7 protein-coding genes are annotated in these 6,842 nt (G+C 68.5%); 4 read left to right on the plus strand and 3 right to left on the minus strand.

The window, feature by feature from the left end; translation table 11 throughout:
• Both VM221_12400 and VM221_12405 read left to right on the plus strand, forming a co-directional pair.
• Positions 1 to 509 (plus strand): hypothetical protein (locus VM221_12400; protein ID HUT75620.1); only part of this gene is annotated, 509 nt, incomplete at its 5' end.
• Between the two features lie 21 nt (positions 510 to 530).
• Positions 531 to 1,265, plus strand: a complete 735-nt coding sequence (locus VM221_12405; GenBank protein ID HUT75621.1) for an SGNH/GDSL hydrolase family protein — start codon at positions 531 to 533, stop codon at positions 1,263 to 1,265.
• Positions 1,266 to 1,353: 88 nt separating this feature from the next.
• Here VM221_12405 and VM221_12410 read toward each other — a convergent pair whose 3' ends face one another.
• The 3 genes from VM221_12410 to VM221_12420 all read right to left on the minus strand — a co-directional run bounded on the left by VM221_12410 (position 1,354) and on the right by VM221_12420 (position 4,036).
• The gene (locus VM221_12410) at positions 1,354 to 2,472 is read right to left on the minus strand and encodes a radical SAM protein (GenBank protein HUT75622.1); all 1,119 of its coding nucleotides are present in this window, start codon (positions 2,470 to 2,472) and stop codon (positions 1,354 to 1,356) included.
• Between the two features lie 27 nt (positions 2,473 to 2,499).
• Positions 2,500 to 2,661, minus strand: coding sequence for a hypothetical protein (locus tag VM221_12415; protein ID HUT75623.1), 162 nt, complete (start codon positions 2,659 to 2,661; stop codon positions 2,500 to 2,502).
• A gap of 166 nt (positions 2,662 to 2,827) precedes the next feature.
• Positions 2,828 to 4,036, minus strand: coding sequence for a twin-arginine translocation signal domain-containing protein (locus VM221_12420; protein HUT75624.1), 1,209 nt, complete (start codon positions 4,034 to 4,036; stop codon positions 2,828 to 2,830).
• Positions 4,037 to 4,235: 199 nt separating this feature from the next.
• Here VM221_12420 and VM221_12425 point away from each other — a divergent pair, with 199 nt between their 5' ends.
• Together VM221_12425 and VM221_12430 are read left to right on the plus strand one after the other, a co-directional pair.
• On the plus strand, positions 4,236 to 5,171 hold the full coding sequence (locus VM221_12425; protein ID HUT75625.1) for a DUF6599 family protein: 936 nt from the start codon (positions 4,236 to 4,238) through the stop codon (positions 5,169 to 5,171).
• 8 nt (positions 5,172 to 5,179) lie between these two features.
• On the plus strand, positions 5,180 to 6,706 hold the full coding sequence (locus VM221_12430; GenBank protein HUT75626.1) for a hypothetical protein: 1,527 nt from the start codon (positions 5,180 to 5,182) through the stop codon (positions 6,704 to 6,706).
• Positions 6,707 to 6,842 lie beyond the last annotated feature (136 nt).

Raw genomic sequence — 6,842 nt, forward strand, 5'->3', positions numbered from 1 at the left:
CCACCTCCGGCCCGCTCATCACCATGCAAGTCGAGGGACGCGAGGTCGGCGATGAGATGCGCCTGCCGGCGGGTGGGGGCACGCTCGAGGTCGCTGCGGAGGCGACCTCACTGTGGCCCATACACGCCCTGGAAATTGTGGTCAACGGCCGCGTCGTGGCTGCCACGCGGGAGGGCAAGGGCGCGCGGCGGCTGGCGCTCAAAGCCGCGGTGCCGATCACCCGCAGCTCGTGGATCGCCGCCCGCTGCGGCAGCCGCCTGCGGGTGCACCACTGCTGGCCCATGCACCTGGGGGCGCACACCTCGCCGGTCTATGTCGCCGTCGGCGGCGCGGAGATGTTCAGCCCCGTCGACGCCGCCTACATGCTGACCCTGATTGACGGCGGCCTGACCTACCTCGACACCTTGTCGGTGCGCTACGACGAGGAGCGGCACCTCCGCATGAAGGCGGTCTTCGACCGCGCCCGCCGCGAGATCGAGCGCCGCCTGCGCGCCCACGCCCGCCCGTAGCCGTGGGCGCCGGAGCAGGAGATGAACCCGATGCGGCCCCTGTGGCAATCTGAACGCCCGCTGACCTGGCTCTTCGCGGGCGACAGCATCACCCAAGGCGCCGTGTTCACCCGCGGCTGGCGCGACTATGTCGGGCTTTTCCGCGAACGACTGTGGGAGCTGGGGCGCACCGAGGACGTCGTCGTCAACACCGCGGTGGCGGGTTGGACCGTGGCGAAGCTGGCGCCGCGCATCGAGGAGCGCATTCTCCGCTTTCGCCCCGACCGGGTCTTCCTCATGTTCGGCACCAATGACGCCGGCGCCGGGCCGGACGGAATCGCGCGCTTCGCCCAGGACTACGCCGCGGTCATCGGGGAATGCCGCCGCCAGGGGATCGAGGATCTCGTCGTCCAGACCGCCGTTCCCGGGCTGCCGGTGGAGGCCGAGCACATGGTGGAAGCCCACTACGGCGCGCCGGCGGACGGCTTGCGCACGGCGATGGCGCATCTGCCGGCGTACGTCGAGGCCACGCGCGCGGCGGCGAGAGAGCTGGGCGTGGCGCTGGTGGATCACTGGTCGGCGTGGCGCGCGCTGGGGCCGATCGTGGGCGGACTGCTCAACGCCGGTTTCCACCCTAACGAGTACGGGCATCGCCTGATTGCGCACACCATCTTCCACACGTGCGGGATGTGGGATGACGCGAGCTGGACCTGCCGCCTCTTCGTGCCGATAGACGCCTCTGCGCCCGCCGGCGCGAGTGGGGGGATGCAAGCGTAATAAGGCTGGGCACAGGGACGAGAGCTGTGGAGGGCTTGCGCGGGCGGGCGAGAAGCCGGCCCGGCTCCCCCTTCTCCAGGGAGGCCGCTCACAGCCATTCCGGGCTGATGGGAGTTTCAGGGTAGAAGGTCTGCAGGAAAGTCGGGTTGTTCTCGCGGAAGAGCTGGGAGGCGGTGCGATCCGCGATCGCGATCGCCATCCGCTCGTGAAAGCAGACGAGGGGGCCGGTGCAGTCGAACCTGCCGGTCAAGCGGTGGTTCACGCATGAGCACCAGTTGCGGCACCGGCGCCGCAGGTCGCATTGTAGGCACTCCGGGTTACGGGCCTGCCGAGCATCGGCCAGTTGCTCACACACCGCTTGGTTCATCCCGGTGAAGACGTCCCCCATCAGCCCCAGCTCCCCCACATCCTCGCCCACCATGCGCTGACACGGGTAGATGTTTCCGCTGGGGGCGACCGCGATCTCCTTCTGTCCGAAATCGCAGCAGTCGCACAGATCGTAGCCGCCCTTGAGATGGGTGACGACCTTGGCCGTGATGAAGCCCACGTTGACCGCGCGTCCGCAGCGATATTCCTCTATGAAGCGCCCAGCCGCGTGCTCGTAACCGCGCCGCCAGAGGTCGAGCTGGCTGTCGCCCCAGCGCGCGAAGAAGTTCGGATTCAGCATCAGTCGCCGAACCCCCGCGGCGAGGAAGAAGTCAATGCTCAACGGCAGGTATTGCACGTTTTCCGGGCTTACGACCGCGCAGATCGCGAGCTCCGGGAAATGCGGCAGGAGCCGATGCATGGCGGCCTGCGTGTCCGCGAAGCTGGAGCCGCCGTTGCCATAGCGGCGGGTGGCATCCTGGGCCGCCGCTACGCCGTCGAAGGACAGCGTGACCTCCATCTCCTGCGACAGGCAGTACTCGATGGTGGCTGCGTCCGCCGCCAGGCCGTTGGTCGCCACCTCGAGTCGGAGCGGGTGGCCCGTATCTGCACGCCTGGCCTTCGCGTAGTCAACGCACCGCTTCAGCAGCGGCAACTCAAGGAGCGGTTCGCCCCCAAAGAAGGTGAGCTTGGAAGGCATCTCTGCGCTGGAGTGATCGAACAGTAAATCAATTGCGCGCCGGGCCGTGTCCCAGGCCATGGCGCAGGCCCGCTTGCGTCCGCCATAGCAGTAGACGCAGGCGAGTTGGCAGTCCTGCGTGAGATGCAGGATGACGTCCATCGGCGAGCCGCTGCGTTTCCGCCGGGTCTAGCTCGAGATGGTGCAGCCGCTCAACTGCACGGCCAGCGCGGCCAGTCCGGCAGCGAGCGCCAGCCTCGAGATCAGCCGCCCTCTACGCTGTCGCCTGACGTAATCAGCGAGACACGGGTAATCGGCCTCAGAGTAGCCGCGGACAGGTATCAGCTTCATCGCCTGCACCATCCTTTCCCCGGAGCCTCGCCGTAATCATACCACAGTGCCACCCGAGCGTCAACGCAGCGCAACCCTGGGCCTGACCGCAACGGGGCTGAAGAACATGCAACCGGCGCCTCCCATCGGTGCCCGGCTGCCCCCTACCACCCCACGGCGCGGGGCCTCAGGCCAGTACCAATTCAGCGGCGCGCACACGGCGGGCGATGTTGACCCCGTGCGGGCACGCCGCGGCGCACTCCCCGCAGTCGTCACAGGCGCCGCCGCGCTGCGCCGCCGGCAGGGCGCGGTACTGCGCGCGCGCGAACTGCGGGCATCCCGTCTGCGCATAATAGTAGTCGAGGTCGCGCACGACCTCGAAGATGTTGACTCCGCGCGGGCAGGGCGGGCAGCCGCCGCACAGGAAGCACGTCTCTCCTTGCCGGGCCACCAGGTGCTCGCGCAGGGCGGTGCTCTCGGCGCGCGTCGGCTTGGCGGTCGCGGCCCCCAGGCAGGCGTCCAGGAGCTCGAACGTCAGCACCCCCTTGCACAGCGTGGTCACGGTGCGGTCGGCGAGCACCTGGGCGGCCGCAGTGCGCATCTCCGCCAGCGCATTGGGGGCGATGCCGCCGATGGTCTTCATCGCCACCACACCCAGTTTCTTCTTCGCGGCCTGCTCCAGCACCGGCCGCAGCGCGCCGCGCGCCTGGGGCGACGGAGGGTATGACGGCATGAGCACATCCCAGAACCCGGCGGCGATCGCGGCCTGCAGCGTCGGCGCCACGTTGGAGTGGGAGGTCAGGCCGATGAAGCGCGCCTTCTTCTGCCGCTTCACCTGGTTGAAGAACTCCAGGTGCGCACGGTCGCGCGCCGCCTCCGGCGTATTGAGGGGGAAGAACAGGACCTCCACGTGATCCACCTTCAACGCTTCCAGGGAACGGTTGAGGTGGTCCCAGTCCACGGCGCCCGCGCGCTCGTACTTGAGCCCTAGTAGCGGCCGCGGCCGCCGCCCGGCGATGGCGGTCGCCACGCGGTCGAGGGTGCCGTAGCCCTGCGCGCAGTGGATGAAGTTGACCCCGCGGTCGAGGCCGGCCTTGAACACGTCAACGTTGGCGCCGATGGCGCCCATGCTGAAGGCCGTGATCTTGAGTCCGGTGCGCCCCAGCGTGCGCTTCGGCAGCGGTCCCACGGGGGCTTTCGCACGTTCGACCGGTGTGGCCTGCCGTGGTGGAGCAAGGGAGGTGACGCGCCGGTCCGCGGACGCGCATCCCGTGACCAGCGCCCCCAGCCCGCCCGTCGCTGCCGCTCCCGCCGCTCCCGCCGACACGCCAAGGAAGTCCCGCCGGGTGAGGCGCCTGGCATCACGATCGTGCTCGGTGGTGGGTTCTTTCGACATCGTTCTCTCCTGGCGTGGCGACCGGCCTTCCATCGGGTTGTCGCCGTCTCTGGGGGAGATTTCCGGGCGCGGTGCGGGACTCCTGTCGCGCCGATGCCCTCCCTGGTTGCAGGGGGCGGCGAGGCGCCTGAGGAATGCACCGCCAGTGGGGGCGCGAAGGGAGCAACCCGTGACCTGCCGCTGGTTGGTGAGCACAGCAATGGTTGCATCGCTGTGCGCGGCGGCCGTCACGGGCTGCACCCGTCGCCCAGCGCCGTCGCCGCCCTCCGTCGCGACCCCCTCCGCTCCGGCCGGACTGCAGGCTGCGGCCCGCGTCCTCGAGCAGGCAGCCCCGGCCTCCGCTGCCGGGAAACCCGCGCCCCGCACCTACCTGCCCGACACCATGTACGAGGCGATTGACGGCGAGGCCGACCTCTTCCTGTCGTATGATGCGCAGGGGCTGGTGACGGCGCGCTACCCGGTGGGATCGGCCACGGTGGAGGCCGAGATCTTCGACCAGGGGGCGCCGATCAACGCTTTCGGCGTCTTCAGCCAGTTGCGGGGCAGCGATTCACCCCCGGTCGAGGTCGGCGCGCAGGGGGTCATCATCGCGAACGAGGCCGTGTTCTTCTGGAAATCGCGGTATTTCGTGCGCGTGACCGCCACCGGCGCCGGGCGGCCGCCGATCGCGACGGTGGTTGACTTCGCGCGCGACCTCGCGGGTGGACTGACCGGCTCCTCGCAGCTTCCGGCGTGGACCGCGGCGCTGCCGGCGCAGGGGCGGACCGCGGCGCCGCAGTACGTCGCGCGCAATGTGCTGGGGCACGGCTTCCTGGCCAACGCCATGCTGGCGGACTACGGGGCCGGGGAAAGCCGATGCACCCTGGCGCTGGTGCGCGCGGGCGATGAGGCGGCGGCGCGCAAGCTGTGGGAGCGATTGAAAGAGACCTACGACGGGCGCGCTGAGGAGGCGGCCCTGGCGGGACTGGGGGACGAACGCTTTCTGGGCCTCGGCCGCGAAGAACGGCCGGTACGCGCCGTGCGCGCCGGGCGCTACCTGGCGCTGGTGGTCGGCAAGTGCGATGCCGCCCAGGCGCGCCGATTGCTCAAGACGACGTTAGACCGCCTCTCGGCGGACAGCGGCGAAGTCGGTTGATATTGAATGTGTCACTACCCGCTGCACTCTCGACGACCGACGGCAACGGCGCGTTGGCCGAGAAGGACTACGACGCGGCGGGACGAATCACGGCGATGCGCAATCTGAATCGCGAAGGGTTAGTGGCGGCGACGCCGGCCAGGACCGTGAAGGAATACGCCATGACGGGAGCATGCTTCCCACCGCTGCGCTGCAATCCCCGCGTCAACGCTCTTCTCGCCCATTGTGCTTCGCTGCTGGCTGTGCTCTGTCTTGGCTGGTGGTGCACCACGCCGGCTGAGGCGACAGCCTCGCTCACACAGCGGCCGTTCACCCTGACGGCCGCGCTGGACAGCCAAGCGAGTCTGGAGCTCGAGGTGACGGCGCCCGCAACGATCCGCCTGGCCGCGAACTGGACCACCGGGCCGGGGCGACTCGCGCTGATCCTGAACGGGCCCGGAAGAACGGGCGCCTATGCCCGCAAAGATGGCGGCAGCGTCCTCAAGCTGGAGTACACGGTCACGGCCGAGGATGTGAGTCGCGGCAGGACGTGGACGGCAAGCATCCACAACTTCAGTGGCCGCGGGCCGGCGTACGGAACCTTGAAGACGATTGCGGTGACGGGCCCGCCCTTCACCTATGACTTCCTCGGCGACTACCCGCGCAATCGGGAGCCTGGCTGGAGCAGTGACTGCCAGGGACTCGCGCATGACGCAGGCAACTGGTTTGTCACGCAGATGGCGCGCATCTGGAAGTTCCCCGTCACCGAGGATCTGAACCGGGACGCCCCTCGCGCTGACCCTGCGAGGGGCATCGTGACCGCCGCCCTGCCTCGCCATCTTCGCGACCTGGGCTATGACCACTTCGGGGATCCCGACTGCCAGGGGAATCACCTCTTGGTGCCGCTGGAGCAGTCAGGCGAGCGGCGCTTCCCCCGAATCGTCGTCTTCGACACCTCGACGCTGTCCTACGTCACCGACACGGAGATCGAGTCGACACAAGGCAAGCACGCCCCGTGGTGTGCCGTGAACCCGTTCGACCACAGGCTGTACAGTTCGGACTTCTATGACGTCTCTCAGCTCCACGGGTATGCCTTCGAGTTCCGCGAGGGCCGGCTCCTCCTCGGGGCGTCGCGCCGCTTCGACCTGCTGGATGAGTTCGGGCAGCGCACCTCCGTCAACCACGTGCAAGGGGGTGCGTTCTCGGCGGTGAGCGGCCTGGTGTACCTGGTATCCGATACGGGTTCATCCAGCGGAGGAATCCTCGTTTTCGATGCGCGCTCCGGGGTCAAGGTGGGGCGCATCTACATTCGCTACAGCTTCGGGTCCCCCAACTACCAGGAGCTTGAGGGCTTCGACATCTGGGATCTCGACGCGGGTCGAGCGCCCAGCATTCGCGGGCAACTGCACACGGTGATGATCGAGAACGACATCGCGAGCGCAGACGATCTCTGGATCAAGCACCACCGCGTGCCCATGGAACGCGCTCTCGCGCGACCGGCGCCGGTGCTGCAGCCGATGCGCCTGCCGCCAGCCGGATCCGCTGACGCGGACTAGCCTATACTCCGGCCATTTCTTGAAGCAACGGATGGCGCAAGCGTGCGAGCACGTCTGTTTTTCGACGAAGGGCGTTTTTGCCCATGAGCGAGAAAATCCAGGCGAGCAGCGCCGCCGCTTGCAGCGCGCGGCGCAT

The sequence above is a fragment of the Armatimonadota bacterium genome (genome assembly GCA_035527535.1).
Lineage (GTDB): Bacteria > Armatimonadota > Hebobacteria.